At 72.2% G+C, this 24,680-nt stretch carries 23 protein-coding genes and 2 tRNA genes; 14 read left to right on the top strand and 11 right to left on the bottom strand.

Features of this window, described 5'->3' with window-relative positions:
• Positions 1–285: 285 nt before the first annotated feature.
• Entirely contained in the window at positions 286–1,236 is a 951-nt protein-coding gene (locus AB0I59_RS03400; protein ID WP_358129563.1) for a DMT family transporter, read from the top strand.
• 85 nt (positions 1,237–1,321) lie between these two features.
• Here the strand turns inward: AB0I59_RS03400 and AB0I59_RS03405 are convergent, their stop codons facing one another.
• Genes AB0I59_RS03405 through AB0I59_RS03415 form a run of 3 tightly spaced genes read right to left on the bottom strand, consistent with a single transcriptional unit; the run spans position 1,322 to position 4,222 of the window.
• The gene (locus AB0I59_RS03405; protein WP_358129566.1) at positions 1,322–2,149 is read right to left on the bottom strand and encodes an SMP-30/gluconolactonase/LRE family protein; all 828 of its coding nucleotides are present in this window, start codon (positions 2,147–2,149) and stop codon (positions 1,322–1,324) included.
• Entirely contained in the window at positions 2,142–3,311 is a 1,170-nt protein-coding gene (locus AB0I59_RS03410) for an FAD-dependent oxidoreductase (protein WP_358129569.1), read from the bottom strand. The genes AB0I59_RS03405 and AB0I59_RS03410 overlap by 8 nt, the downstream gene beginning before the upstream one ends.
• A complete protein-coding gene (locus tag AB0I59_RS03415) occupies positions 3,308–4,222 on the bottom strand; it encodes an RNA polymerase sigma-70 factor (protein WP_061257329.1) in 915 nt (304 codons plus the stop codon). Before AB0I59_RS03415 ends, AB0I59_RS03410 begins: the two co-directional genes overlap by 4 nt.
• Before the next feature lie 94 nt (positions 4,223–4,316).
• Between AB0I59_RS03415 and AB0I59_RS03420 the strand changes: the two genes are divergently transcribed.
• The 5 genes from AB0I59_RS03420 to AB0I59_RS03440 all read left to right on the top strand — a co-directional run bounded on the left by AB0I59_RS03420 (position 4,317) and on the right by AB0I59_RS03440 (position 8,044).
• A tRNA-Ala gene (locus AB0I59_RS03420) sits at positions 4,317–4,389 on the top strand.
• A 110-nt stretch (positions 4,390–4,499) separates the two neighbouring features.
• Complete coding sequence (locus tag AB0I59_RS03425) at positions 4,500–5,354, top strand: polysaccharide deacetylase family protein (protein ID WP_358129572.1); 855 nt, start codon at positions 4,500–4,502, stop codon at positions 5,352–5,354.
• Between the two features lie 156 nt (positions 5,355–5,510).
• Positions 5,511–6,965: a vWA domain-containing protein gene (locus AB0I59_RS03430; protein WP_061257330.1), complete on the top strand. Its 1,455-nt coding sequence runs from the start codon at positions 5,511–5,513 to the stop codon at positions 6,963–6,965.
• 76 nt (positions 6,966–7,041) lie between these two features.
• Positions 7,042–7,114 (top strand) — tRNA-Ala (locus tag AB0I59_RS03435).
• A gap of 348 nt (positions 7,115–7,462) precedes the next feature.
• The gene (locus AB0I59_RS03440) at positions 7,463–8,044 is read left to right on the top strand and encodes a DUF2087 domain-containing protein (RefSeq protein ID WP_358129575.1); all 582 of its coding nucleotides are present in this window, start codon (positions 7,463–7,465) and stop codon (positions 8,042–8,044) included.
• Between the two features lie 37 nt (positions 8,045–8,081).
• Here AB0I59_RS03440 and AB0I59_RS03445 read toward each other — a convergent pair whose 3' ends face one another.
• The 3 genes from AB0I59_RS03445 to AB0I59_RS03455 form a co-directional block, all read right to left on the bottom strand.
• Positions 8,082–9,620 (bottom strand): DUF6297 family protein, encoded by a 1,539-nt coding sequence (locus tag AB0I59_RS03445; protein WP_061257332.1) that lies wholly within the window; start codon positions 9,618–9,620, stop codon positions 8,082–8,084.
• A complete protein-coding gene (locus AB0I59_RS03450; RefSeq protein WP_358129578.1) occupies positions 9,617–10,273 on the bottom strand; it encodes an ABC transporter ATP-binding protein in 657 nt (218 codons plus the stop codon). Before AB0I59_RS03450 ends, AB0I59_RS03445 begins: the two co-directional genes overlap by 4 nt.
• A 75-nt stretch (positions 10,274–10,348) precedes the next feature.
• Entirely contained in the window at positions 10,349–11,449 is a 1,101-nt protein-coding gene (locus AB0I59_RS03455; RefSeq protein ID WP_358129581.1) for a GlxA family transcriptional regulator, read from the bottom strand.
• An 85-nt stretch (positions 11,450–11,534) separates the two neighbouring features.
• Between AB0I59_RS03455 and AB0I59_RS03460 the strand changes: the two genes are divergently transcribed.
• The 4 genes from AB0I59_RS03460 to AB0I59_RS03475 all read left to right on the top strand — a co-directional run bounded on the left by AB0I59_RS03460 (position 11,535) and on the right by AB0I59_RS03475 (position 15,103).
• Positions 11,535–12,812 (top strand): MFS transporter, encoded by a 1,278-nt coding sequence (locus AB0I59_RS03460; RefSeq protein ID WP_358129583.1) that lies wholly within the window; start codon positions 11,535–11,537, stop codon positions 12,810–12,812.
• The gene (locus AB0I59_RS03465) at positions 12,809–13,486 is read left to right on the top strand and encodes a peptidyl-tRNA hydrolase (protein ID WP_358129586.1); all 678 of its coding nucleotides are present in this window, start codon (positions 12,809–12,811) and stop codon (positions 13,484–13,486) included. The genes AB0I59_RS03460 and AB0I59_RS03465 overlap by 4 nt, the downstream gene beginning before the upstream one ends.
• Positions 13,487–13,594: 108 nt before the next feature.
• On the top strand, positions 13,595–14,560 hold the full coding sequence (locus AB0I59_RS03470) for a hypothetical protein (protein ID WP_358129589.1): 966 nt from the start codon (positions 13,595–13,597) through the stop codon (positions 14,558–14,560).
• Positions 14,561–14,611: 51 nt separating this feature from the next.
• Entirely contained in the window at positions 14,612–15,103 is a 492-nt protein-coding gene (locus AB0I59_RS03475; protein ID WP_061257336.1) for a DUF1269 domain-containing protein, read from the top strand.
• 110 nt (positions 15,104–15,213) lie between these two features.
• Here the strand turns inward: AB0I59_RS03475 and AB0I59_RS03480 are convergent, their stop codons facing one another.
• The gene (locus AB0I59_RS03480) at positions 15,214–17,079 is read right to left on the bottom strand and encodes a CASTOR/POLLUX-related putative ion channel (RefSeq protein ID WP_061257337.1); all 1,866 of its coding nucleotides are present in this window, start codon (positions 17,077–17,079) and stop codon (positions 15,214–15,216) included.
• 94 nt (positions 17,080–17,173) lie between these two features.
• Between AB0I59_RS03480 and AB0I59_RS03485 the strand changes: the two genes are divergently transcribed.
• The 3 genes from AB0I59_RS03485 to AB0I59_RS03495 all read left to right on the top strand — a co-directional run bounded on the left by AB0I59_RS03485 (position 17,174) and on the right by AB0I59_RS03495 (position 19,739).
• Positions 17,174–17,770 carry a Maf family protein gene (locus AB0I59_RS03485; protein ID WP_061257338.1) on the top strand — a complete coding sequence of 199 codons (597 nt, stop codon included), beginning with the start codon at positions 17,174–17,176 and terminating at the stop codon, positions 17,768–17,770.
• 61 nt (positions 17,771–17,831) lie between these two features.
• Positions 17,832–18,608: an EI24 domain-containing protein gene (locus AB0I59_RS03490; protein WP_358129592.1), complete on the top strand. Its 777-nt coding sequence runs from the start codon at positions 17,832–17,834 to the stop codon at positions 18,606–18,608.
• A 60-nt stretch (positions 18,609–18,668) separates the two neighbouring features.
• Positions 18,669–19,739 (top strand): DUF4192 domain-containing protein, encoded by a 1,071-nt coding sequence (locus tag AB0I59_RS03495; protein WP_061257340.1) that lies wholly within the window; start codon positions 18,669–18,671, stop codon positions 19,737–19,739.
• Between the two features lie 90 nt (positions 19,740–19,829).
• On the opposite strand, the gene AB0I59_RS03500 is transcribed toward AB0I59_RS03495, so the two are convergent.
• Entirely contained in the window at positions 19,830–20,183 is a 354-nt protein-coding gene (locus AB0I59_RS03500) for a hypothetical protein (protein ID WP_061257341.1), read from the bottom strand.
• Positions 20,184–20,442: 259 nt separating this feature from the next.
• Between AB0I59_RS03500 and AB0I59_RS03505 the strand changes: the two genes are divergently transcribed.
• Entirely contained in the window at positions 20,443–21,072 is a 630-nt protein-coding gene (locus AB0I59_RS03505) for a DUF1707 and DUF4870 domain-containing protein (protein ID WP_358129596.1), read from the top strand.
• 28 nt (positions 21,073–21,100) lie between these two features.
• Here the strand turns inward: AB0I59_RS03505 and AB0I59_RS03510 are convergent, their stop codons facing one another.
• From AB0I59_RS03510 to AB0I59_RS03520, 3 genes are all read right to left on the bottom strand, one after another.
• Positions 21,101–22,645, bottom strand: a complete 1,545-nt coding sequence (locus tag AB0I59_RS03510) for an ATP-dependent DNA ligase (RefSeq protein WP_358129599.1) — start codon at positions 22,643–22,645, stop codon at positions 21,101–21,103.
• A 35-nt stretch (positions 22,646–22,680) separates the two neighbouring features.
• Positions 22,681–24,168, bottom strand: coding sequence for a glycosyltransferase family 39 protein (locus tag AB0I59_RS03515; RefSeq protein ID WP_358129601.1), 1,488 nt, complete (start codon positions 24,166–24,168; stop codon positions 22,681–22,683).
• Positions 24,169–24,263: 95 nt separating this feature from the next.
• A complete protein-coding gene (locus tag AB0I59_RS03520; RefSeq protein WP_061257344.1) occupies positions 24,264–24,638 on the bottom strand; it encodes an FKBP-type peptidyl-prolyl cis-trans isomerase in 375 nt (124 codons plus the stop codon).
• Between the last annotated feature and the right edge of the window lie 42 nt (positions 24,639–24,680).

Genomic DNA, 24,680 nt, shown 5'->3' on the forward strand with positions numbered 1-24,680 from the left:
GCAAGGGTACGGCCTGACCCCGCCCTTCGGAAATTCCCTTCGGCGGTCCGTTTCCCAGAATATTGATTCGTTCCCGAAATGAGGAGTTCCAGCCGGGAGCGATCGGACGGAAACCCGCGTGCGCGGTGCCGCGCGCCGCGATAGCGTGCACGCGTGCGATTGATCATCTCTCCGCCGCCCGCCCGATAGCGGGCGGACCCTCTCGTGAGCCGGCCCAGAAGCGGTCCGGCCGATGGTGGCTGCCCGCTTTCCGGGCCCTTCCCACCACTCACATGAGAGACATCGATGACGCACGTTCCTGCCCTGCCCGTACGCCGGGGCCTCATCTTCGTGTCCGCCGCCGGGATCGCCTGGGGAACCGGCGGCGCGGTCGGAGACTTCCTGCGGCGGGCGGGAGATCTCAGCCCCGTGGCCGTCACCTTCTGGCGGTTCGTGATCGGGGCCGCGCTCCTGCTCGGCGTGACCTTCATCGGCCGCCCGGCGGGCTCCCGCCGGGCGGCCGATCCGCGCCGGTCGTGGCGGATGATCCTGGCGCTCGGGACGACCATGGCCGTCTCCCAGGTCGCGTACTTCGCGGCGATCGCCGAGAGCGGCGTCGCCCTCGCCACGATGATCGCCATGGGGGTGAACCCCCTGTTCGTCGCGGCCGGGGGCCGGCTCCTCCTCGGCGAGCGGCTGAGCCGCGCCGCGAAGACGGGCGTCGGCGCGGCCGTGGCGGGACTGGCCATGCTCGCCGGAGGACCCGGCGAGTTCTCCGCGGCCGGCGCGGGATACGCCGTCCTGTCGGCGGCGGCCTACGCCGCGATGACGCTGCTGAGCGGCGCGAAGCGGTCCGGCCGGGCTGACCGGGAGGGGGAGGCTCGCGGGGACACGGTCGCCTGGTCCTTCGTCGCCGGTGCCGTCTGCCTGCTGCCGCTCGCCCTGGCGGACCGTGTGCTTCCCTCAGGAGGTGATCCGCTCGCCGCGACGCTGTCGCTGGCCTACCTGGGTATCGTCCCGACCGCGCTCGCGTACGGGCTGTTCTTCGCCGGGCTGGGCGTGGTCAGCGGTACCACGGCGGCGGTGGTCGTTCTGCTGGAACCGTTGGTCGCGGGGGCGATCGGCGTCATCCTGCTGGGCGAGCACCTCACCCCGCTCCAACTCGCCGGTGGGGCGCTGCTGATGGCCGCCGTCTACCGGCTCGGCCGGGCCGAGCTCGCCGCCGGCCCGGCGGGGGAGGGCGACGGCCGCGCCTGACCCCACCGGCCGCGGTTCACGCCAGGCGGAACGTCGTCGAACCGGACCGTCCCGTACACCGGGGCGGGACGGTTCGACTCCGCCGCTACCCGGCGAAGCGGCGTTCCGGCAGGCCCGCGCCCGCGCCGGGCAGCACGAACAACGACCCGGCGAGCGGCTGCCCCTCCTTGGCCTCCGACGTGATGTAGAGATCGGTCAGGGCGGGGCCGCCGAACGCGCACGCGGTGGGCTGGTCCACCGGAACGTCCACCACCCGGTCCAGCCGCCCGTCGGGCGTGTACCTGCGCACCTGGCCGGCGCCCCAGACCGCGACCCACACGCATCCGTCGGCGTCCACGGTGATCCCGTCGGGCTGGCCGCCCTCGATCGCGGTGAACACGCGACGGCTGGAGATGTCGCCGCTCGGGGCGTAGTCGAAGACGTCGAGCCGCCGGGTGGGCGTGTCGGCGTAGTACATGAGCGTGCCGTCCGGACTCCAGGCGATGCCGTTGCTGATGGTCACGCTCTCCAACGCCGTGGTGACGGCGCCGCCGGGGTCCACCCGGTAGAGCCGCCCGCCGCCCGGCGCCTGGTCGTACCGCATCGTGCCCGCCCACAGCCGCCCCTGGGGATCGACCGCGGCGTCGTTCCCGCGTACGCCCTCGCGCGCGAGGTCGGCCAGCCAGCGGAACCCGCCGTCGGGGTCGAGCAGCCCCACCCCGTCGACCAGGTTGAGCACCAGCCCGCCGTTCGTGCGGGGTCTGGCCGCGCCGACGTGCTGTGGCGCGTGCCGTACGGTGTCGGAGCCGGTCGACGGGGAGAAGTAGTGGATCTCCGCCGCGGGGATGTCCACCCAGAGCAGTTCGCCCGTCTCCGGGAGCCATGTGGGTCCTTCGGCGACCTGGGCGCGGGTCTTCAACGCGATCTCAACCACGGATCCCGAGCCTAGCCGAGCGATCCTTTCCCGCCAGCACGGCCGCCGCCGCTTCGAGGGCGCTGTGGACGGACACCTCGCCGAGCAGTCCGGGGGCGGCCACGGAGTCGCCCGCGAGCCAGACGCCGCCGCCCCGGTCGATCGCGGGCCGGTCCCGCCAGGTACGTCCGGGAAGATCGAGCGCGCCGGTCCGGCCCGCCGCCACGGCGTCGCGCCGCCAGGTCAGGCGGTCCCGCCAGCCCGGCAGGCCGAGGTCGGCGATCCGCTCCAGCCTGGCGACGGCCGCGGCCTTCGACTCGTCCGGCCGCATGGGCATCTGGAGCTGGACCAGGCTCTCACCGCGAGGGGCGAGCGACGGGTCCGGCAGGGAGTACCGCTCGAAGAAGCCGCCCTCGTCCAGGTCGGAGACGAGGAACAGGTCGCCCGGCCTCCGGCGTACGGCCAGGTCGAGCAGGACGGCGCGGCCACCCTCCCAGCGCAGGGTGTCGTCGCCGAGCAGGTTCCTGGCCGCGTCGAGCGACGTTGCCACGATCACCGGACCGGCGGGGAGTTCGTCGACCCGCGATCCGGTCTCGACGCGCACCCCCAGGTCGCGCGCGTGCGCGGCCATCCGGTCGACGACCCGTCCCCAGCCGCCGATGACGTAGCGGACTGTGGGATAGCGCGGCGAGAAGGCGCGCCGGAGGCGTTCCCATACGAAGGCCGCGGACAGCCTGCCCGGATCGGCGTCGTAGGTGACGACGCCGAGCAGGCCCGCGGCGGCGCGCGCGGGTCCCGCGCCGAACCGGCGTCCGGCCCACGAACCGAAGTCCTCGTCCACGGGCGCGCGCACCCCCCGCCGGGCGGTCATGGCGAGCAGGCCCAGCGGCGGCCGCGCCGTCAGCCGGTCGCGGTACCTGAACCTGCTCCGGGCCAGTGCCCTCAGCGGCAGGCTCACGTACGGCTGGACCAGCTTCCGCTCCGCCAGCCACCGGAACGGCGCGCCGTCGTAGAAGACGTGCGTGCCGTCGTTCGCGACGTACGGCGCGGCGGAGGAGCGGGCCCGGCCGCCGAGGGTCCGGTGCGCCTCGTGCAGCGTGACGGCCGCCCCGCCCTCGGCGCACGCGATCGCGGCGGTCAGCCCGGCCAGTCCGCCGCCGATGATGGTGATGTTTTGGCTCATGTACTCCGGGACGTGCCGCCGGGCGTGATTCGTGACATCTTCTCCGGATTTGCGATGAGATAGATGGTCTCGATCTTGCCGTCCGAGACGACAAGGGAGATCACGGTGACGGCGCGGCCCTCGGCGGTCGCCACGAGCGCCGGGCCGCCGTTGACGTCGGTGATCTCCAAGCCGATCGAGGTGAGATCGCCCGCCCCGATCGAGGTCAGGAACCGGCCGACCCCGTTCTCGGACGCGATGGCCATGAGGAACCGCGCGACGTGATCCCGCCCGGTCATCACCCGCAGCGGCGCCTTCGCCCTGCCGCCACCGTCGCCGACGAACGTGACGTCCGCCTTCAGGAGCTCCATGAGGCCGCGCAGGTCGCCTTCGGCGCAGGCGTCGGCGAAACGCTCGGTCACCCGCCTGCGCTCCCTCCGGTCCACGTCGAACCGCGGCCGGCGCTCCTGCACGTGGTCGCGGGCCCGCCTGGCGAGCTGCCGGACGGCGGGTTCGCCCCGGCCCAGGATCCCGGCGATCTCCGCGTACGAGAAGCCGAACGCCTCCCGCAGGACGAACACCGCGCGCTCCAGCGGCGACAACGTCTCCAGGACGACCAGCAGGGCGAGCTCCACGCCGTCGGCCAGGCCGGCGCGTTCCGCCGCGTCCGGCTCGGTGCTGACCGGCTCGGGCAACCACGGGCCGACGTACTCCTCGCGTTGCGCCCTGACCCGCCGCAACCGGTCGATCGCCAGGTTCGTGGTCACGCGCACCAGGTACGCCCTGGGGTTCCCGATCGCCCCCGCGTCCACCTCGGACCAGCGCAACCACGCGTCCTGCACCACGTCCTCGGCGTCGGCCGCGCTGCCAAGGATGCGATACGCCACCCCGGTGAGCAGGTCACGATGGCTGACGAACAGTTCGGTGCTCATAGGACCTCAGACGTATCACGGCCCACCGATGTGACATCGCCGCGTTCGGTTACCGTCCGGCGCGCCGATTCCTATACACTGACAGGCGTCGCAAGGGGCTATAGCGCAGCTGGTAGCGCACCTCCATGGCATGGAGGGGGTCTGGGGTTCGAGTCCCCATAGCTCCACTCGTTCGATCAGGCCGGCGGCGTTCCACCACAGGGAGCGCGCCGGCCTTCCGCGTTTCGCCGCCGGGTTCGGGGGTGGCGCTGGCTCCCGCGGCCGTAACATGCCGATCATGCTGAGCCGGCGGGCAGCCTTCCTGATGTCGCTTCTCCTCGTCTCCGGGTGCGCCGCGTACACGCGGGACGCTCCCACGGGCGCGGCGGACACGTTCACGGACCCCCGGCCGGCCGCGGCGGGCGCCGGTCCGGCGAGCAGGCCGTCCCCGGAGGCGTCCTCCGATCTGTCCTCGGCGCCGGGTCCACGTGGCCTGGTGCACCACGGATCGCGTAAGTCGACGATGGTCGCGCTGACCTTCGACGCGGACATGACGGCGTACATGCGGGGGCAGCTCGACCGGGGCGAGGTGGACTCCTACGCCAACCCCCGGCTGATCGCCGAGCTCCGGCGGCTCAAGGTGCCCGCGACGATCTTCATGACCGGGATGTGGATCGAACGCTATCCCCGCGTGGCGGCCGGGCTCGCGGCCGATCCGCTGTTCGAGGTGGCCGACCATTCCTACGATCACGAGGCGTTCGCCACCCCCTGCTACGGGCTGGGCCGTACCCACGACATGAGGCGGAGCCTCCGCAGGACCGAGGCCCTGCTCGACCGGCTCGACCCCGGCCACCCGAGGTTCTTCCGGTTCCCCGGAGGTTGCTTCGACAAGGCGGCGCTGAAGGCGGTCGCCGCGGAGGGCCTGACCCCCGTCCAGTGGGATGTGATCGGCAGGGACGCGTTCGCGACCTCGAAGGACGCGATCGTGAAGCAGACCCTCGACGGCGTGCGCGGTGGGTCGATCGTCGTGCTCCACCTGGGCGGTGGCAAGCCGTCCGGGCTGACCGACGACGCGCTCCCCGCCATCGTCCGGGGACTCCGGGAACGCGGGCTCCGGCCGGTCACGCTCTCCACGCTGCTGCGGCATCGCTGACGGATCGGGCGATACCGGTGGCTCGCGTGGAGGCCTATTGCCCGATTGTCTGATATCACGCGATGAGCACGGTTTGCCGTCGCTTACGTGACGGGCTCGGCTTCGCCGTACGGCATGGCGTCGTAAGGGGCGAACGGGAGCCGACGGAGGTGCCGGATGAAGCCGCGTTTACCAGTCCTGGTGGGGATCGCCCTGCTGTCAGTCACTCTCGCCGCCTGCGGTGGCGGGGGAGAAACACCGTCATCGGCCGGCCGGGCCGCCCCCGGCGACCAGGCGGCGGTGGCCGACGGCCAGGAGCGCGACGCCACCGCCGAGCAGATCTCGACGTTCGCCCTCGACGTCGACACCGCGTCGTACGGCTACGCGCGCCGGGCGATCCTGGAGGGCAGGCTGCCCGAGCGCGACCAGGTCAGGACCGAGGAGTTCGTCAACTCCTTCGAGCAGGACTACGCCGAGCCGGACGACAACGGCTTCGCCGTACACGTCGACGGCGCCAGGACGAGCGGCGGCGCGCTGGTCCGGGTGGGACTGCGCACGCGCGGCGTCGGCACGGAGGAGCGCAGGCCGGCCAGCCTGACCTTCGTGGTGGACGTCTCCGGATCCATGGCCGAGACCGGCAGGCTCGACCTCGTGCGCGACGCCCTGCACACGCTCGTCGACCAGCTCATGCCGGGGGACCAGGTGTCGATCGTGTCCTTCAGCGACTCGGCCCGCCTGATCAGCCCGATGGTCCCGGTGACGGAACGCTCGCGGCTGCACGGCGCCATCGACGAGTTGAACACCGAGGGATCGACCAACCTGGAGGACGGCCTCGTCACCGGCTATCAGGAGGCGTCCCGGGCGTTCCGCTCCGTCGCCACCAACCGGGTGATCCTGCTCTCCGACGGTCTCGCCAACACCGGTGAGACCGCGTGGCAGGCCATCCTCGACCGGGTGAGCGACTACGCGGGCAAGCAGATCACCCTGCTGTGCGTCGGCGTCGGCCGGGAATACGGGGACCACCTGATGGAGCAGCTCGCCGACAACGGGGACGGCGCCGCCGTCTACGTGAGCTCGCAGGAGCAGGCGCGCGAGGTCTTCGTCGACAGGCTCCCGGCCAACCTCGACCTCCGTGCCCGCGACGCCAAGGCGCAGGTCGTCTTCAACCCGGCGACCGTCGAGTCGTACAGCCTGCTCGGGTACGAGAACCGGGAGCTGGCTCCCGAGGAGTTCCGCGACGACTCGCGCGACGGCGGCGAGGTCGGGCCGGGCCACTCCGTGACCGCGCTCTACTGGGTACGGCTGCGCGCCGGGGCGTCCGGGCAGCTCGCGACGGCCACGGTCCGCTGGCTCGACCCCGACAGCCGCAGGCCGGCCGAGATCAGCCGCGCGGTGGACACGGGTGACGTACGCGGCGACCTGTGGACCTCGGCGCCGATCCGACTCCAGGTCGACGCGGTGGCGGCGGCCTTCGCCGACTACCTGCGTGCTCCGTGGTCGGACCGGAGCGAGCGGTTCGGGCTGGGGCTGGCCGACCTGGCGGACCAAGGTTCCCGCCTCGCGGCGGCCACCGAGGATCGCGACGTGACCGAGCTGGCCGATCTGATCAACCGGACGCGGTCCCTCAGCTGACCGGTTACAGCCTGGGCCGGGAAGTCCTATACACTGGCGTGGCGCCGCGTGGGGAAACCCGTCGCGGGGTCACCAAGGGGCTATAGCGCAGCTGGTAGCGCACCTCCATGGCATGGAGGGGGTCTGGGGTTCGAATCCCCATAGCTCCACTCGTGGGCCGTTCTCAAGACGGCTGCAGGACAGGTGACGGGATCCCGTCCGATCGTCGGATCGGACGGGATCTCGTGTTTTCCGAGGCCTTCGGGTCGCTGGACGGGCCGGTTCTGGCCTGTGCGGCGGCTGGGATGGACGGCGCTGCGGGTGTCGGGCCGCCGGGAGCGCGTGAGCGGTAATCCGATTGCGGCGTCGCGTCCTCGGCTCATAGCGTGAGAGCGAAATCGGACGGCGCAGGTCGCGAGAGCCGCGAACGCCCCGCTCGCCGGTCGCTCCGCCACGGGGATCGTGTTTCGAGGGGAGAAAGAGGAACGGCCTCTCCTGCGCCGTGCCTCGCTCGGACGATGACACCTGAGAATCTCGTACGCCTGCTGGCGGAGCCGAGCCGAATGCGGGTTCTGGCGGCGATCGCACTCGGAGCGAACACGCCGTCCGACATCGCTGAGGCGTCCGGACTGTCGGCGAAAGACGCGTTAAGGGCCGCTCAACGGCTCCAGGACCACGATCTGATCGTGGCGGGCGACGACGGGTTGCGTGTGGATTATGAGCGACTCAGGAATCTGTCGCGTGACATAGCGGATTCGTCACGGCCAGAGGGCGGTGAGCCGACGGAATCCGCCCTGCTGCCCTTCGTTCAGGGCAGGCGGCTGACCACGGTTCCCGCGCAGCAGCGCCGCCGGTACGTCGTTCTCGAGCACATCGTGGCGCGGTCCTTCGAACCGGGCGTCGCGTACGAGGAGCGTGTCGTCAACGACAAGCTTCGCGAGTGGTGCGATGGGGGCGAGGTCGACCATGTGGCCGTTCGCAGGTACCTCATCGACATGGGCCTGCTCACCCGGGGCGGCGGGGTCTACCGGGTGAAGGGGGAACCGGCTCCCGAACCCGGCGTCGCCGAGCGCGTTGTCAGGGCCATCGGCCTCGAATAGCGGGGTTCCGCGGAAGTCGATCCCGTGGCCGACGTGGTCAGGGACGGCGGCGTGGGCGGGCTCCGGACGCGAGGAACGCGCCGGCGGTCAGGAGGGTCGCCGCGGCCTGGGCGATCAGGAACCCGGCAGGTGACGCCGGTCGGGCCAGAAGGGCGGCGAGCGCCGGGGCGCAGCCGAGCGTCGCGACGTCGATCCCGGTGAACGCCCACAGGACCGGCCCCATCGGGACCGGGCCGCCCGGGGTGTCGATCACGGGCAGTGAGTGGTCGATCGGCCCGCGCCCCGCGATGCGTAGGGCGGCGACGGCGAGTGGCGGAGCGCACAGCGGCACGAACGCCCACCATGACGCGCCCGCGACCGCTCCCGTGACGACCGGCCCGGTGATGGCCAGTCCGGCGAGCGCGGCCGCGAGCCAGGCTGCGGCGAGCAACGCGGGCGGGATCACCCGTGCCACTCTTGTCCATTCCCGTGTGGCGCCGAGCAGTCGGCCCAGGCCGGGATTCTCGCTGTCCCGGCGGGCCCCGGAGGTGCCGGAGGCCGCGGCGGAAAGGGCGCCGGCGAGCAGCGCGACCATTACCAGCGGTGTGATGCCACCACCGGCGACGGCGGCCAGCGCGGGGAGCGCCGCCACCGCGAGCAGCACCGCCAGGCGAGCGGGGTGGCGGCCCAGCCTGCGCGCCTCCACCCAGGCGACCGCGAGCGGCGCGGGCAGCCGCGGCCAGCGCCGGGACCGCAACCGGCGGGCCCGCCAGTGGTTGTCCTCGGCGATCCAGGTGAGCAGCGTGGGTTCCAGCGTGAGAAGGGCGTCGGCCGCCTGCCCCGTACGCACGGACGAGGCGATCACCGCCCGCGTGGGGAAGCCGGGCAGCGCCCGCCATGCCCGTACGGCGACGCCTGCAGAGGCCAGGGCGGCGCCGGCGGCTGCCGCCATGACAGCGCTCGCGGGCAGGCGGGGGAGCGAGGTGAGCAGGGAGCGCCACGGAAGGACCGCACCGCTCGCCGCCGCCAGCCCGGCGACGATCGCGAGGACCGCGATCGTGGTGAGCGCGACGCTCAGCCAGCCCCCCTCCGTGTCCGAACGCTGGGCCAGTACGGCCAGGGCCGATCCGCCGACGCAGGCCGCGACGCCGATGACGACGGCGCCGGTCACGCGGAGCGCCACGAGATCCGGGACTCCGACCACGGCCAGGGCGGCGATGCCCAGCACGGCTCCGGCGACGACCGACACGACCAGCAGCCGGACCACCGCGGGCCGGAGGACGGCACGCCGGTCGAGGGGCGACAGGACCAGCCAGGTGGCGTCCGCCGGAGACAGCGCGACAGGCCCGACCAGGCGCGCCAGCGCGACCAGGCCCGCGTACGCGAGGACGATCAGGGCCAGGCCGGTGCCCATCGTCGCCGGATGGACGTCGGCGACCGGTGCCAGCAGGAGGTTCCACGCCCGGGACAGGGGATCGGCGGCGATCGCGCCCAGCAGCACGACGGCGAAGACCAGCGTGTAGCGGTCCTGCCAGGTCCGCGTCCGTCTCGCCCGAGGGGCGCGGATGATCGCGCGAGCGGCGGCGAGGGTGTTCATCGGGCGGCTCCGGCAGCCAGGCGGCCGGAGGACAGGACGCTGTGCCGTGCGCCGGTCGCCGCGATGAGCCCCGGGTCATGGGTGGCCATGACGACGGTTCCTCCGTCCGCGGTGTATTCGATCAGCATCGCGGCCAGCCGGCCGCGGAAGGCGGTGTCCAGCCCGTGTTCCGGCTCGTCGAGGAGCAGCAGCCGGCTCGGCCGTACCAGTGCCGTGGCCAGGGAGAGCCGCTGCCGCTGGCCGGTGGAGAGCGTCGACGGGACGGCGTCGGCCCGCTCGGTCAGCCCGCAGCGCTCCAGCATCTCGCCGACGCCCGGCCAGGCGTCGCCCACCGGTTCGTGGGTGACCCGGACCAGCTCGACGTGCTCGCGTACGGTCAGGCCGGGGTACCAGGCCGGCTCCGCGGCGACCATGGCGACCGCGCGCCAGAACGTCGCGTCGTCCCGTGGCGGTGCGCCGAAGACGGTGACCTCTCCGGACGTGGGGGTTCGCAGTCCCGCCAGGCAGCGCAGCAGGGTGGACTTCCCGGTCCCGTTCTCACCCGCGACCGCGACGATCTCGGACTCGCGGACCGTCAGGTCGACCCCGCGGAGGACGGGGTTCGCGCCCATCTCGACGTGGAGGTCCTCGACAACGATGATCGGTTCAAGCACCACCCGAGCCTAGTCGGATCGGCGCGGAGCGCGCAGGTCGCCGCTTTCCGTGCGGCGCAGGTCAGTCGGCGCAGGTCAGTCGGTGTGCGGAGGACGGGACCTGAAGGTCTGGCGGTAGGTGAGGGGAGCGACGCCCACCGCCGCGTGCAGGTGCTGGCGCAGGGACACCGTGGTCCCGAATCCGGTCCTCCTGGCGATCTCGTCCACGGTGAGATCGGTGGTCTCCAGCAGGTGCCTCGCCTGCTCCACCCTGCGGCCGGTCAACCAGCGCGCCGGGCTGAGACCCGTCTCCTCGCGGAACCGGCGGGTGAACGTGCGCACGCTCATCCTGGCGTGGGCGGCCAGTTCGGCCAGATCGACCGGCTCGTGCAGCCGTTCCAGCATCCAGGTCCGGGTCGGCGTCGTGCTGGTTCCGTGCGGATCGGGCAGGGGCCGCTCGATGTACTGCGCCTGGCCGCCCTCCCTGAAGGGAGGGGTCACACACCGGCGGGCCGCGCGGTTGGCGACCTCGCTGCCATGGTCCCGGCGGATCACATGCAGGCACAGGTCGATTCCCGAGGCCACGCCCGCCGAGGTGAGGATGTCGCCGTCGTCGATGAACAGCACGTCGGGATCGAGCCGTACCCGGGGGAAGAGCGACCTGAAGCGGCGGGCGTTGCGCCAGTGCGTGGTGGCCGGACGTCCGTCGAGCAGACCGGCCGCGGCCAGCACGAACGCCCCCGTGCAGATGGACATCAGCCGGGACCGTCCCGCCGCCGCCCGCAGGGCGGAGCGCAGTTCCGCGTCGATCTCGCCGTCGACGAGCGCCGGCCCGCCGTGGATGCCGGGGACGATGACGGTGTCGGCGGTCTCCAGGATGGAGAGGTCGTGGTCGGGCACCACGCGGTACCCGGCGGAGGTGCGTACGGGAGCTCCCCCGGGCGAGCAGGCCACGATCTCGTAGAGCTTCTCCCGGCCGGCGTTCTCGGCCACCTGGAAGACCTGCCCCGGGATGCCCAGGTCAAGAGGGGCGAAGTCGTCGAGGGCCACGATCGCGACGCGGTGCCGCTCCCCGGCCGATGACGCGCCGCCTGCGCCGTCCGCGCCGAGCACGCCGTCCGGGACGGCGTGAGACGGGGCCGGGCGCCCCGCGTCGGGCTCGGTCCGGGACCCGGATTCCGGAGTGCTGGAGGACATGGCCGGATTCTTTCACATATTGGCTTTCAGGCCACTCGTAGGCGACATTTCCCCCAGGAATGATGTCCGGGTGAGGGTGACAAGATTGAGAAGCACGCGCCTCCACCGCGCGTGGATCGTAGCCGCGGTGGCCCTGGTCGCGATCGTCGGTGCGGCGGGTTTCCGGGCGACGCCGGGAGTGTTCATCACGCCGCTCCAGGAGGAGTTCGGCTGGACGAGGGGCACGATCGGCCTGGCCGTGTCGGTGAACCTCATGCTCTACGGCCTGACCGCGCCGTTCGCCGCCGCGCTGATGGACCGGTTCGGCATGCGCAGGGTCGTGTCCGCCGCCCTCGCCCTGGTGGCCATCGGCAGCGGCGTCACCGTGTTCATGACGGCGAGTTGGCAGCTCGTGCTCTGCTGGGGAGTGCTCGTCGGGCTCGGCACCGGCTCCATGGCGCTCGTGTTCGTCGCCACCATCACCGACCGCTGGTTCGTACGGCACCGCGGGCTGGTCACCGGTGTGCTGACGGCGGGCGGTGCCACCGGCCAGCTCATCTTCCTGCCGGTGCTGGCCCATCTCGTCGAGATGTCGGGGTGGCGGGCGGCGGCGCTGACCGTGACCGCGTGCGCGCTGGTCGTCGTGCCGCTGGTGTGGTTCCTGCTCCGCGACACCCCCCAAGAACTCGGCCTGACCCCGTACGGCGCCGAGGAGGGCGCGGAACCGCCACCCGCCCGCCCGGCCGGGGGAGGGGCGGCGGCCCGGGCGCTGCGGGTGCTGCGCGAGGCCGCGCGCAACCGGTCGTTCTGGTATCTCGTCGGCGGCTTCGCCATCTGCGGTGCGAGCACGAACGGCCTGGTCGGCACCCATTTCATTCCGGCGGCGCACGACCATGGCATGACCGAGACCACGGCGGCCGGGCTGCTCGCGGCCGTGGGGGTCTTCGACATCGTGGGGACCGTGTTCTCCGGCTGGCTCAGCGACCGGGTCGACCCGAGGCGTCTGCTGGTCGCCTACTACGCGCTGCGCGGGTTGTCCCTGTTGATCCTTCCGCAGCTCTTCGCCGCGACGGCGCATCCGAGCATGCTGGTGTTCATCATCTTCTACGGGCTGGACTGGGTGGCGACCGTGCCGCCGACGGTGGCCCTCTGCCGGCGGATCTTCGGTGCCGACGGGGCGATCGTGTTCGGCTGGGTGTTCGCCTCCCACCAGATCGGCGCGGCGTTCGCCGCCACCCTCGCCGGGGTGACCCGGGACCACCTCGGGAACTACGACCTCGCCTGGTACGGCGCGGGCGTCCTGTGCCTGGCCGCCGCCCTGATGTCGGCCAGGATCGCCGCGAGGGTGAGGGAGACGCGGGAGGCTGGAATCCTGGTCCGATGAACCAATGGGTCCTCCCTCTCGTCGTACGGATCGAGCGTGCCGCTCCCCCCGAGCGCACCGATGCCCTCGAAGCGGCGGCGCACGCCGTGCTGAGCCTGCTCGACCAGGACGAATGGGCCGAGCCGATCGCCCAGTGGGAGCGGATCGGGATCAGGAAGGTGGTTCGCCGGGCGCGGGGGGCGGAGTGGCGCCGGGTGCTGGGCCTGCCCGGCATCACGGTCCAGGTTCGGACGGCCGAGGTGCGCGTGCACCCGCCGGTGCCGCTCGACGACTGGCCCAAGGATCTCCAGCGGCTCCAGGTCTCCGGGACCGAGCTGACCGATTCCGGTGTTCCAGCCGGTCCGGATCGGGACGGCGTGGTCCTCTGGGTGAATCCGCATCTGGAGATGACCGCGGGCAAGGCGATGGCACAGGCGGGGCACGGCGCCCAGCTCGCGTGGTGGGGCAGCGACGGGCGGGCCAGGGCCGCGTGGCGCGGCCGGGGACCGGCGGTGGCCGTGCGGACCGCGACCCCCGGGATGTGGGCGTCGCTGGTGGACAGCGGCCTGCCGGCGGTGCGGGACGCCGGCTTCACGGAGATCGAGCCGGGGTCGGTCACGGTGATCGCCGACGCTCCCTGGCTCAGGCAGGGCGGCTTCCGTCCCGAGGGCTGGGGGCCGCTCCGCGCCACATGATCCTCGTTCCCGAAGTGTGATGGGGATCGCGCCCGAAATACAGCGATATGCCGTACGCTCCCGATCGTGTCACCTGGGGACAATGGGACGAAAGCTGTTCCGACATACGTGGCGGCCGAAGCGGAGACGACGCCGCTGCCCAAGATCGTGGTCCCCGCGCCCCCGCCGGCTCCCGGCGGCGGCAAGGGACTGGGCGACATGCCGATGCGCGTCGTCTACCGGACGATCGCGGCCGCGACCGCCGTCGCGGCGGTGGGCGTCGCGGGGTTCGTCGTCCTGCGCGGCGGGGATGACGACGCCTCCGCCCCGTCGGCGGTCGCCGCCCATACCGCGGTGGCGAGCCCGCCCGTGGGCACCCCCGGCGTGAGCGCCGCCACGACGGGCGACCCGGCCGCCACCCCGGCGATGACTCCGGCCGTGACCCCCGGGGCCGCCTCGCCCGCGGCTTCCCCGGTGGTGTCCTCCGGTTCCGTGACGGCCACCCCGTCGACCGGCGCCGCGACGGTCACGGCCGTCATGCAGGCCGCGCTCTCCGACCCGCGTATTCCGGCGTTGCCCGAGGGCGACCGGCGGCTGGGCCGGCTGTACGGCCGGGCGGCTCCGAGCCGGGGTGCGCTGAAGGACGATCGGTCGGGCGTCGCGTTCCCCAGGTTCGCCAAGGTGTGGAAGCTCGCCTCGGCCAGTCCGTTCGCCACCCGTCAGATGTTGCCCAAGGTCAAGGGCACGAACTTCCGGGGTCTGCTGGTGTCCTGCCCGGTGCCGATCCCGGTGCAGGCGAGTCCGCGCGACACGGCCTTCCTGGCCGCTCGGTGGACGCTGAACCACCACCCGTCCGGCGCGACGATCGCCTGGACCGCGTCGCAGCCGATCACCGTGAGCGACCGGGACGGCTGGCTGCTCGGCTTCACCGTCAACTACACGATCAAGGGCAAGAAGCGGAAGGCCATGGCGGCCCTCGCCCTGGTCGATGTGCCGAAGGACAAGCCCGCCCTGGTGTTCATGACCATCCCCGACACCCAGAAGAAGCACTGGCGCGACATTAATACCGTTATGTCGCACATTCGCGTGCTTTAGGAAGCAGTCCTCCGGGGGATGATTACGGCCATCCGAATCGGGGGGATCGATATGTCGAATCTGATCGCCGTCGCGTACGACGACGTCGCCACCGCGAACACCGTCCGGGAGAAGCTCTTCGAGCTGCAGAAGCAGAACTTGATCACGCTCGCGGACGCGGCGGTCGCGGAGCGCACCAAGGACGGCAAGATCAAGCTGCACCAGTCGACCAGCACGACCGGCATCGGCGCCGCCGGAGGCGCGCTCTGGGGCGGTCTCATCGGGCTCATCTTCCTCATGCCGCTCATCGGCATGGCCGTCGGCGCCGCCACGGGTGCCGCCGCGGGCGCGATGACCGACGTGGGCGTGGACGACAAGTTCATGAAGAAGATCGGTGAGGAACTCAAGCCCGGCGCGGCCGCCCTCTTCGTGCTCGTCACGCAGAGCACGCCGGACAAGGTCATCCCGCAGATCGCGCCGTACGGCGGGAAGATCATCCACACGTCGCTGTCCAACCAGGCCGAGGAGAACCTGCGCCAGGCGCTCGCGGGCGCCCGGGACTGAGGCCGCCGGGCGGCACCGGCACCGCCGCGAGGGCCCGGTGACATCGGTCACCGGGCCCTCGCCCTGTTCCGGGGGCGCGACCATCCCCCGCCCGCCGGGGGCCCCGCGTCTCAGCGCTCGGCGAGCACGATCACCGCGTCCCCGGGCGCGAACGCGATCGGTGACTCCTTGTCCGGGTTCAGCACCACGCCGAACCTCGGCGGCTCGTTGATCCCGGCGGCCAGGCGGTAGCCGATCGCGGTCTCACCGCGCCGCCTGGCCGACTCGATGACCGTCGAGAAGGCGAGCGGTGTCCCGATGACCACGTAGTCCTCCGCGGGGCGGGGATAGATCTCCGATCCCCTGGAGTCGAAGAGGTACCCGAACACGTCGGCCAGGCGCGGGTTCTCCGCGAGTTGCGCGAGGAGAAGGCCGATGACCGTGTCGCTGATCACGATGTCGTCGGCCCGGGTGACCTCGGCGAGCGCGCGGTTGTTCTCGTCGTGCATCTCGCTGACGATGGAGTACCGGTCCCCGAGCGTGGTCTGGATGTCGCGGAGCTGGAGCAGAGTCATCAGGGTGCGCGTGTCCGCGTGGTGCGTGCCGTACCGGTCGTCGGAGAGCACGATCACGTGCTGGTAGAGGCCCGCGCTGAGTGACTCGAGCGCGTACCTGTCGGTGATGTCGCATTCCTTGGTGTTCAGGGTGAGCCTGGCAAGGCCCGTGAGGCCGCCTCCCGCGCCGGGGTGGTCGCTGGCGACGTCGATCGTCGATCCCGCCGGGACGTACCCGTCGAGGTAGCGCACGATCTGGGCGGCCCGGCCGTTCCAGCCGAGCAGAAGGGTCCGCTCGGGGCCGGGCCGCTCGTGCGCCATGCCGACGATCCGTTCCTCTTCCACGGCGGGCGCGCCGCCCGAGAGGTGGATGAGCGAGTCGTCGTGGGCGATCAGGATGATCTCGTCGTCCGTTCCGATCACCGTGTCCATCGGCGGGTTGAGCACCACCTTCCCGGCCGCGCGCAGCCCGATGACGGTCGCGCTCCGATAGGCCCCGAGAGCCTCGCCGTACGGCACGCCGGCGAGGGACGGCTCCGGCCGCAGGTAGATCTCCCCGCCGTCGAAGTTGAGCAGGTCCATGCAGACGACCGACATGCCGGACTGCCGGGACGACTGGACGATCAGCCGGGACGCGGTGTCGTCGGAGTCGACCAGATGGACGCCGGGCCCGCCGGCGAGGCGTGCCGCCGCCATGTTCCGGGATGCGGCGACGGCGGCCACCACCGGCGGGTGGTCGCCGTCGCGCTTCGCGAGCGCGAGCAGGGTCTTGATGACGTGCGCGTCCGGATCCTCCCCTTCAGGGGAGAGGACGACGACGGATCTGGCCGTCTCCAGGCTCATCAGGGAGAGGTCGGCCGGTTCCGTCGGCCGTCCGGTACGGCAGACCAGACGGGTGCGGCCGGTATCGCCCACCTTCGTGCGGATGGCCTGCTCCATGCCCGGCTTGTCGTGGTCGGAGAGGATCGCGATGACGGATCCGCGCTGGCTCGCGTGCGCCTTGACCAGCTCGCCGACGATCGTGAAGACCTGCTCAGACCAGCCGAGGATGACGGTGTGGCCGCTCTCGATGATGCGCGAGCGTCCCTTGCGCAGCTCCTCGATCTTGCCTTTGAGGCCCGCGGACAGCACGCCGACCAGCGTGCTGACGATGAAGATGCCGCCGAGGGACGCGGCGAGCATCAGGGCGAGGAACGGCGCGGTGCCCGAGTCGCTCGCGATCTTGCTGGGGCTGAGTGCCCGGACCAGGGTCATCCAGAGCACGCCGGGCAACCCGGCGTGGTCGAACACCTCGTCCGGCGTGATCCACAGGGTCAGCCCCGAGACGATGAGGATGAGGGCGAGCGACGCCAGCCCCAGCCAGCCGATCAGCGCCACCGTCCCCTTCGACATCGTGTTGTCGAACCAGTAGCGCAGCCGTTCCCGGATTGTCGCCCTCGCCACCGAAATCTCCCTACAAGTCGATCAATAACCGCAAAAAGGTATCGGTGCTGACGGCTGGAAGACATGGGGAATGTGAGCACTAAACTCGACATCCGTGACCGAACTCGTTCTCGCCTCCGCTTCCCCGGCCCGCCTCGGAGTCCTGCGCGCCGCCGGCCTCGATCCGAAGGTGATCGTCAGCGGCGTGGACGAGGACGCGATCACCGCGGAGACCCCGGCCGCGCTCTGCCTGGCCCTCGCCGAGGCCAAGGCCGCCGTCGTCGCGTCCTCGCTCGACGTGGGCCTCGTCATCGGCTGCGACTCCATGCTGGAGCTCGACGGCGTCGCGTATGGCAAGCCGTCCTCGCCGGAGGACGCCGTGTCGCGCTGGCGGTCGATGCGGGGGAGGACCGGCCGCCTGCTCACCGGCCACTGTGTCATCGACGTGGCGTCGGGCCGCAGCGCCTCCGACGTGGGCGCGACGGTCGTCCGGTTCGGGGCTCCCACCGACGACGAGATCGCGGCCTACGTCGCCAGCGGAGAGCCGCTGAAGGTGGCGGGCGCGTTCACCCTCGACGGCCTCGGCGGATGGTTCGTCGACGGCATCGACGGCGACCACGGCAACGTCCTCGGCGTCTCCCTTCCGTTGCTCCGCCGCCTGTTCGCCGCGGTCGGCGTCTCCGTCACGCGTCTCTGGCCGGGCGCCGGCTGACCTCCGACGGGCGAGATGGGCGAGATCGCGACGAATGATCCGAGGCGCTAGCCTGCCGGACATGAATGGCATCGGGAGGCCCGTCCGGCGAGAGGCCGGCGGCTTCATGAGCGGCGTCGGCTCTGTCTTCAGAGGGCTCGGATGGGTGGCGCGGCATCCCCGGTGGTGGCTGTTCGGACTCGTCCCGGCCCTGATCGCGTTCGTCCTGTACGCCGTGGCGCTGGTGTGGCTGGGCACGCACGCCGGTGATCTGGCCGAGTGGGCGACCCCGTTCGCGGACGACTGGGGCTGGCGGGACGCGTTCCGGACGTTCGTCGGCATCCTGATCTTCGTGGGCGGCCTCGCGCTCGCCGTGCTCACCTACGCCGCGGTGACCCTGGCCATCGGCGAGCCGTTCTACGAGAAGCTGTCGGAGAAGGTCGAGGAGGATCTCGGCGGCCTTCCGGGCGCCGTCGACGCCCCCTTCTGGCGGTCGCTGGGGCGGTCGATCCGGGACAGCGTCGTGACGCTCTACTACGTGCTGCTGTTGACGATCCCGCTGTTCGTGCTCGGGTTCGTGCCGGTCATCGGCCAGACCGTCGTGCCGGTGCTCGGCGCGATCGTCTCCGGCTTCTTCCTGAGCGTCGAGCTGACCGCGCTCCCGCTGGAACGCCGCGGCATCCCGCGCAAGCAGCGCTTCGCCCTCCTGCGCGCCGACAAGGGGGCCACGCTCGGCTTCGGTGTGGTCCTCTTCCTGGCCTTCATGGTTCCCCTCGTCGCCGTCGTCCTCATGCCGGCCGCGGTGGCGGGCGCCGCGATGCTGGTCCGCGAGCGGCTGCTTCCTCCACAGCGGACCTGATATCCCCAGAACGCGGCTCGGCCGCTTCGCGGGAGAGAGCGTCCGCGACGCTCTCGATCCATGACCTCCATCTCGACGCTCGTGCTCTCCTCACCCGCCGACATCCTCGCGGCGGTGCCGTACCTCATCGGCTTCCACCCGCAGGACAGCCTGGTCGTGGCCGCGTTCGCGGGGAGCGCGCTACGCGTGACCACCCGGTGGGACCTGCCGATCGGGCCGGGGGCGCTCGATCCGCTGGCCGCGCTGCTGCGCCGCGAGCGGATGACGATGGCCGTGCTCGCCGGATACGGCCCGGCCGCGCTGGTGACCCCCGCGGTCGACCAGACGCTCCGGTTGCTCCGCGAGGGTGACGTGCACGTCGCCGAGGCCCTCCGGGCGGAGGGCGGGCGCTACTGGTCCTACGTCTGCGCTCGGGCGGACTGCTGCCCGCCCGAGGGCACGCCCTACGATCCGGTGTCCGGCCGCGTCGCCGCCGAGGCCGTCGTGCACGGCCTGGTCGCGCTGCCCGACCGGCGCACCCTGGTCCGGTCGGTCGAGCCGTACGGCGGGCTCCGTCGGGTGGCGATGAGCCAGGCCACCCGGCGGGTCGCGGCGGACGTCCGTGCCCTGCTGACCCGGGCGGAGCGGCCCGACGAGACCGCCGCCGCGTTCGTGGCCGACGGTCTCGCCCGCGTCAGGTCGGCGATCGGCCGCTACGACTCCGGAGGCCGCCTCGACGACGAGGAGGCCGCGCGGCTCGGCCTCGATCTGGCGGTCATCAGGGTCCGTGACGAGGCGTGGGCGCTGATCGACGACAGGGAGGCCCATCTCGCCCTGTGGCGGGACCTCACCCGGCGGCTGGACCCCCGCTTCGTCGCCCCGGTCGCGTCCTTGCTGGCCGCGTCGGCGTGGCGCGACGGGGACTGCGCCCTCGCCGGCCTCGCGCTGGAGCGGGCACTGGCGGCCGACCCGGCGTACTCGATGGCGAATCTGCTGTGCCAGGCTCTGCGGCACCTGCTTCCCCCCGACGCGCTGCGCGAGCGCATGCCGGCGCCGGAGGAGTTGGACGCGCAGATGGGGCGCCCGCGGATGAGTTGGCTGGTGCCGTTGATCGCGCTGCTCGGCGAGGAGAGGCCCCTGCTGGCGGGATAGACCCCGGCCGGATGGACCCGCCCGGGACGGTTCCCGGCTTGGGCAGTTCCTCTGGACGGTTCCTGGGGGAAGGCCAAAGCTCGGGGAAGTCTAGGGCTCGGTCTGGCGCCGCTCCTGCTCACGGCGGCGCTCGTTGTAGGCGCGCATGCGGGCGGGATAGCCGGTGAGCTGCACGTCGTACACCGGAAGCGCCAGATCCCTGGCGACCCTGCCGATGACGGCGGGCGACCCGACACGGCGGCGGGTCCACTCGCCGTCGTGGGCCACGGCCACGGCCGTGGTGTCGGTGGCGAACGTCTCCGGCTCCACGTAGAACTCGACGCCGCGCCGCGACCTGGCGAACGCGATCAACGCCTCGATGTCGTCATCCGTGGCCTCCCGGTCGAACTTGGCGACTCGGGGGCCGCGTAGTCGCCGGATGCCATAACGATCTCGCCATCTCATACCCCTTATATACCGTTCCCGACCGTCAATTCGGCGGCGGAAGCGGCGATCAGTGGCGTGCGGGTTAGGGGGTTCTCGGGGGAGACGTCGGGGACATCCCGGATGTGCCGCGACCATGGCCCGCACGAGGATGGACGGTGAGATGCCCTGCCGCCCGGGTGGTGAGGCAGACTCGAAGGAGAGAGGCAGGCAGGTCGCGTTCGTCCCGGAGGTCACGAGCGTCCGGTGCGGCCGTTCCATCGACGGAGGTAGGGCATTGATGCCGACGGCAGCGACACCATCCTGGTCCGGGCGCACGCCCATCCACCCCGAGTTGCGGGTCACGAACCAGGACCGTGACCAGGTGGTCGAGCACGTCAAGGCGGCCTACGCCGAGGGCCGCCTGGACAAGTTCGAGATGGACGAGCGGCTGCATCTCGCGATGACCGCCCGCACCCACGCCGACCTCATCCCGATCATGGATGAGCTCTACGGCGCCCGCGCCGCCGAGTATGTGCCGCCCGCGGCCCCGCCCCGGTACGACCCGCGGGCCGCCGGATACCACTCGCGTGCCGCGCACCCCGGTGCCGGGCCCGCCGACGGCGGCGACCGGGTGGGGGGAGCGGCGGCACACCTGCTGACGCTGTGCGGCCTGTTCGTGGTCGGTCCGCTGATCATGCTGCTGACCGCCGGTCGTACCTCCCCGTTCATCAGGAGGCACGCGGTCGAGTCGTTGAACTTCCATCTCACCGTGGCGGGGGCGACCTTGCTGCTGCCCTTCACCGTCGTCGGGATGGCGCTGATCCCGTTCATATGGATCCTGGGCTTCGTGCTCGCCGTCGTCGGCGGAGTCGCGGCCGTCGCGGGGGGCGACTTCCGCTATCCCCTGACGGTCCGCCTCGTCAAGTGAGGCATCCACGGTTCACAGGCCGGGCAACTCAGGGCATGAGGGAGCGCACCGTGGCCACGGTGTCGGCCTCCTCGGGCCGCTTGTCCGGCCGATAGCGCAGCACCCGCGCGAACCGCAGGGCCATCCCGCCGGGATAGCGGGTCGACCGCTGTACCCCGTCGAAGGCGATCTCCACCACGAGCTCGGGCTTCACGGTGACCACCCAGCCGTCGGCCGGCCCCTCGGCCAGCCGGAGAAACTGCGCGGTCTGCCAGGTCAGCAGCTCGTCCGTGAGCCCCTTGAAGGTCTTGCCGAGCATCACGAAGCCGCCGCTCTCCGGGTCGAGCGCGCCCAGGTGGAGGTTGGACAGCCAGCCCTCGCGCCGCCCGCTGCCCCACTCGGCCGCCAGCACGACGAGGTCCAGGGTGTGCCGGGGCTTGACCTTGACCCACCCGGCCCCGCGTCGTCCCGCGGCGTACGGCGCCTGGAGCGACTTGGCCACCACCCCCTCGTGGCCCAGCCGTACGACCTCGGCGAAGAACGCCTCGCCCTCCTCCGCGTCACCCGTGACCAGGCGGGGCGTCACGAGCCCGGCGGGTACGGCCGCGGCCAGCGCGGCGTGCCGCTCCTCGGCGGGCAGATCGAGCAGGTCGGCGCCGCCGACCCGGAGGGCGTCGAAGAAGAAGACGCTCAACGGCACCGCCGCGCGGGCGGTCTCGACGTCGGTCCTGCTCGCGACCCGGCCGGAGGTGACCTGGAACGGCTCGGGCCGCCCGTCCGGCCGCAACGCGATGACCTCGCCGTCGAGCACGAGGTCGCGCTCGGGCAACCCGAGAAGGACCTCGACCAGCTCGGGCACCTGCGGCGTGATCTCCTCGAGCGTGCGGGTGAAGACGCCGACCCGGTCGCCTGACCGGTGGGCCTGGACGCGCACGCCGTCGAGCTTCCACTCCAGCGCGGCCGGGCCGCCGATCTTCTCCAGGGCCGCCGTGACGGACGGCGCACTCTGCGCGAGCATGGGCGAGACCGGCCGCCCCACCTCCAGGTGGAAACCGCGCAGCTCCTCGACCCCGCCGCGCAGCGCGGCCGCGCCCACGGCGGGCAGCCAGCCGCGCAGCGTCAGCGCCCGCCTGATCTCCGTCGCGGGGACGCCGGCCGCCTTGGCGAGGGCCTCGATCATCACGCCGTCGAGGGCGCCCTGGCGGAGCTCGCCGCGGATGAGCCGACGCAGGAAGGACTGCTCCTGGCGGGTGGCCGCGCTGAAAAGTTCGTCGACGAGCGCCCTGCGCGCCGTCTGCGATCCGGGACCGGACTGCGCCTTGATCCGCTCGAAGAAGGAGTCGACCTGCGTCAGCGTGGCCGTGGCGACCTGACGCGGCTCGGGTGCCTCGTGGAGGGTGCGCGGGCCCACGCCGATCTGGCGCTGCGGGATCTCTCCGGAGAGATAGGCGATCGCGATCGCGGCTTCCTCGGGCGCCACCCTGCCGAGCAGCTCGGCCAGATGCGCGATCTTGGCCAGCCGCGCCGAGTCCGCCGCCACGGCCACGGACGTCCGGGCAAGGTCGATCAGCAACACATCGTCATCCTGCCTCACCGCACCACCCTTTGCCCATCCGGGGGGACCGGCGGTCAGCTGTAGTGACGCAGCTCAGGCCACAGCGCCCGCCACGACGTGACGGGGTCCCGGCACACGGTCACGGGGATGCCCTGCTCCTCCCCGGCCATGCCGTCGATGGAGGCGGCCTGGTCGCAGCGGGCGAACCGCCCGGTCAGGAAGGACGACGGGGCTCCCACCACGACCGCGACGCGGGCCGTCTCGGGCGGAGGCCCCCACCAGTAGAGGTCGTTGTGCGGGCTGTGGACCGGGGGCAGGCCGTACTCTCCGGCCCAGCGGTCCAGCGCTCCGGCCTCGCCGTAATTGGCGGCGAGCAGGACGGCGCGCGGCCGGTCGGCATCCGGGAGGGCGCGCACCACCGCCGCGACCTGCGCGGCGAACCCGGGCCAGCCGACCGACTCGCGGGCCACCTCGTTCGCCACGGCGACCGGGGAACCGCGCAGCGAGCCGGCCGGGATGATCGGGAGGGCGAAGACGACGTTGTTGACCGCGCCGAGAGCGACCGCCGCCACGAGGAGGACCCGCCGCCGGGGCCGTCCGGTCAGCCACGCGACCGCGGGCTCGCACCCCGCGGAGAAGAGGAGGATGAGAAGCCCGGCCACATAGTCGGGACGCCCTCCCGAATAGAGGACGAGCGCGCAGCACAGCGGATAGGCGATCGCGAGCGATCGGGTGAGGCGGTCCCGCCAGAGCCGGATCCACCCGCCGACCATGACGGGGATGAGCGGCCAGCTCACCAGCACGATCTGCAGCGGCACGAACGTGACGCGGTTGTCGTCACCTTCGTCGATCTTCAGGGCGGCCGCCATCTGCAGCTGGGGCCACTCGTGTGTCGCCTGGTAGATCACGTTCGGCGCGGCGATCACCAGCGCGAGCAGCGCGCCGAGCCACAGGCGCGGGTCGCGCAGGGGCGCCCTGGGTCCGGCGAGCAGGAGCCCGGCGCCGACGCCGACGAGCAGGAGCACGATGAGCTGCCGATTGTAGGCGGCCACGCCCACCACCGCCCCGACGGCGAGCCACCAGCGGCCGTCGCCGCGCAGCAGCGCCCTCAGGATGAACAGGATCGCCGCCGTCCATATCGGCAGGTCCAGGGTCAGGGTCAGCAGCGAGTGCCCGGCGACCAGCGGGAACAGGCCGGTCGCGATCCCCGTGGCGGCCAGGATCTGCGCGGTACGGCCTCCGCCGAGCTCGCGCGTGACGCAGGCGGTGAGGATGACGAGGACCCCGGCCAGGAGGGCGGGGACGACGCGCAGCGCGGTGACGGTGTCGCCGAAGAGCTCGGTGGACACCCGGGCCACCAGCGGCGTGAGCGGCGGGGTGTCGAAATAGCCGAGCCGGGGGTGTTCCCCGAGCAGGCGGAAGTACAGCTCGTCGCGGTGGTAGCCGTACCAGGGGCTGACCGCGAGGAGGACGGCGGCCGCGGCCAGCGCGATCGCGCCGACGGGCCGGACGGCGAAGCGGGGGAGCGCGGCGTCCTGACGGACTCCGGTGATCGTGGCCACGCGACCATAATCGACGCGGAACCCCGGGAGGGGAACCCCCGGGCACGAGCCTCCACGACACGCGTCGCGTGTGTGAAGGCCCGCGCCCGATCGGCTCAGCTCACGCCGAGCAGGTCGACCACGAAGATCAGCGTCTCGCCGGGCCTGATGGCGTGGCCCGCGCCGCGGTCGCCGTACCCGAGGTGCGGCGGGATGGTCAGCCGGCGGCGGCCGCCGACCTTCATCCCGGCGACACCCTGGTCCCAGCCGGCGATGACCCGGCCGCCGCCCAGCGGGAACTGGAAGGCCGCGCCGCGGTTCCACGACGCGTCGAACTCCTCGCCGGTCGAGAACGCGACGCCGACGTAGTGCACGCTCACGGTGTGTCCCGGCTTGGCCTCCGGGCCGTCCCCTTCGATGAGATCGACGATCTCCAGGTCCGCGGGCGGAGCGCCCTCGGGGAAGTCGATCTCGGGCTTTTCCAGTGCCACCTGGCTCTCCTTGTCGTGTTCGCGTCACTCTGGTCCCGGGCG

This window comes from Microtetraspora glauca, from assembly GCF_040656155.1.
GTDB lineage: Bacteria > Actinomycetota > Actinomycetes > Streptosporangiales > Streptosporangiaceae > Microtetraspora > Microtetraspora glauca.

Coding starts and splice junctions, on each gene's coding strand:
- AB0I59_RS03495 (WP_061257340.1), top strand. CDS start 18,669: ATGACCTCCATCTCGACGCTCGTGCTCTCCTCACCCGCCGACATCCTC.
- AB0I59_RS03445 (WP_061257332.1), bottom strand. CDS start 9,620: ATGAACACCCTCGCCGCCGCTCGCGCGATCATCCGCGCCCCTCGGGCG.
- AB0I59_RS03400 (WP_358129563.1), top strand. CDS start 286: ATGACGCACGTTCCTGCCCTGCCCGTACGCCGGGGCCTCATCTTCGTG.
- AB0I59_RS03455 (WP_358129581.1), bottom strand. CDS start 11,449: ATGTCCTCCAGCACTCCGGAATCCGGGTCCCGGACCGAGCCCGACGCG.
- AB0I59_RS03430 (WP_061257330.1), top strand. CDS start 5,511: ATGAAGCCGCGTTTACCAGTCCTGGTGGGGATCGCCCTGCTGTCAGTC.
- AB0I59_RS03500 (WP_061257341.1), bottom strand. CDS start 20,183: ATGAGATGGCGAGATCGTTATGGCATCCGGCGACTACGCGGCCCCCGA.
- AB0I59_RS03505 (WP_358129596.1), top strand. CDS start 20,443: ATGCCGACGGCAGCGACACCATCCTGGTCCGGGCGCACGCCCATCCAC.
- AB0I59_RS03425 (WP_358129572.1), top strand. CDS start 4,500: ATGCTGAGCCGGCGGGCAGCCTTCCTGATGTCGCTTCTCCTCGTCTCC.
- AB0I59_RS03475 (WP_061257336.1), top strand. CDS start 14,612: ATGTCGAATCTGATCGCCGTCGCGTACGACGACGTCGCCACCGCGAAC.
- AB0I59_RS03490 (WP_358129592.1), top strand. CDS start 17,832: ATGAATGGCATCGGGAGGCCCGTCCGGCGAGAGGCCGGCGGCTTCATG.
- AB0I59_RS03410 (WP_358129569.1), bottom strand. CDS start 3,311: ATGAGCCAAAACATCACCATCATCGGCGGCGGACTGGCCGGGCTGACC.
- AB0I59_RS03465 (WP_358129586.1), top strand. CDS start 12,809: ATGAACCAATGGGTCCTCCCTCTCGTCGTACGGATCGAGCGTGCCGCT.
- AB0I59_RS03415 (WP_061257329.1), bottom strand. CDS start 4,222: ATGAGCACCGAACTGTTCGTCAGCCATCGTGACCTGCTCACCGGGGTG.
- AB0I59_RS03440 (WP_358129575.1), top strand. CDS start 7,463: ATGACACCTGAGAATCTCGTACGCCTGCTGGCGGAGCCGAGCCGAATG.